Consider the following 1,334-nt stretch of genomic DNA (forward strand, 5'->3'; position numbering starts at 1 on the left):
CTAGGGCCTGTTTTAGAAGGCGTCGAAGGTGTGCCTTGTTGGCCGCCCGGGGAAGCTCCGGGCGGCCAACCAGAGGATGAGGTCGCGGGCGATCGTGCCGATGCTGCTCTCGGTGACCACGTCGTGCTCGCGACGGCTCGCGTCACGGCGGACGATCTCGTACCCGCCCTCGTCGAGGACGGCCACCGAGACGTACCAGGTCGGGTCGTCCTCGTCGGGCTGGATGACGACGAACGTGTTGTCCGTGTCGTTGAGGTCGTTGACCAGCATGAAGATGGCGTCCTCGGACGGGTCGTCGATGTGGTCGCCGTTCTCACTGTCGGCACAGTAGTAGTCAGCGGCCACCGGTCTCTCCCCCTTATGCGACGCCCCACGCCGGGCTCGCGGCCAGCATGGCACGCGAACCCGGATCGGGCTCACAGCCACTGGTTGATCGCGGCGACGAGGACGGCCGCCTCGAAGCGGACGGCGAGTTTGTCGAACCGGGTGGCCACTGCCCGGTGCTGCTTCAGCCGGTTGATGCCGCACTCGACGGCGTGGCGGGCCTTGTAGTCCTCGCGGTCGAAGGCGGGTGGGCGCCCACCGCTCGCGCCCCGCCGCTTGCGGTTGCGGATCTGGTCGGCTGGCTCCGGGATGGTGCAGGGGATGCCGCGTCTGTGCAGGTAGGCGCGGTTGGCCCTGGACGAGTACGCCTTGTCGCCCCGCACCCGAAGCGGGCGGGTGCGGGGTCGGCCCGGGCCGGTCCGGGGCACCCGGATCGCTTCGAGCACTGCCGTGAACTGCGGCGAGTCGCCGCGCTGGCCGGCCGTGACGAGCAAGGACAGCGGCCGTTGGAGTTGCTCGCACGCAAGGTGGATCTTGGTTGTGAAGCCGCCCCGTGACCGGCCCAATCCGTGGTCCGCGGGCTCGTCGCCAAGGCCGCCCGGCGGCTCCTTCTGGGCGGCACCGTCCCGCCGGGCCCCTGCGGCGTGTTGATGGGCCCGGCAGACCGTGGAGTCGACGTTCACCTCCCAGACGATCGTCCCTGCCGCATCGGCCCGCGCCTGCAGAGCGGCCAGGATCTGCTGCCAGACACCTTGTCGTTGCCAGCGGCGGAACAGCCCGTAGATCGTCTGCCATGGTCCGTACTCCGGGGGAACGTCCCGCCACGGGGCACCCGCACGCACCCGCCACCGGATCCCGTCCACCAGCCTGCGGCGCGACCTCACCGGACGCCCGACGCCGGCAACCGGCAACAACGGCTCCAGCACAGCCCACTGGCCATCCGACAGATCCCCACGCCCCATCCGATGAGCCTGGCATCAAGTCCGATGACCTTCCAAAACAGACCCTAG

Annotated in this window: 2 protein-coding genes; both read right to left on the reverse strand. The window is 69.8% G+C overall.

The genetic code is table 11. From position 1 onward, the window contains the following. Positions 1 to 12 precede the first annotated feature (12 nt). Positions 13 to 345: a hypothetical protein gene (locus ACFVU9_RS45490; protein WP_387603990.1), complete on the reverse strand. Its 333-nt coding sequence runs from the start codon at positions 343 to 345 to the stop codon at positions 13 to 15. A 71-nt stretch (positions 346 to 416) separates the two neighbouring features. Next, positions 417 to 1,286: an IS5 family transposase gene (locus ACFVU9_RS45495; protein WP_387603993.1), complete on the reverse strand. Its 870-nt coding sequence runs from the start codon at positions 1,284 to 1,286 to the stop codon at positions 417 to 419. Positions 1,287 to 1,334 lie beyond the last annotated feature (48 nt).

This window comes from Kitasatospora sp. NPDC057936, from assembly GCF_042887525.1.
Taxonomy (GTDB): Bacteria; Actinomycetota; Actinomycetes; order Streptomycetales; family Streptomycetaceae; genus Kitasatospora.

Coding starts and splice junctions, on each gene's coding strand:
- ACFVU9_RS45495 (WP_387603993.1), bottom strand. CDS start 1,286: ATGGGGCGTGGGGATCTGTCGGATGGCCAGTGGGCTGTGCTGGAGCCG.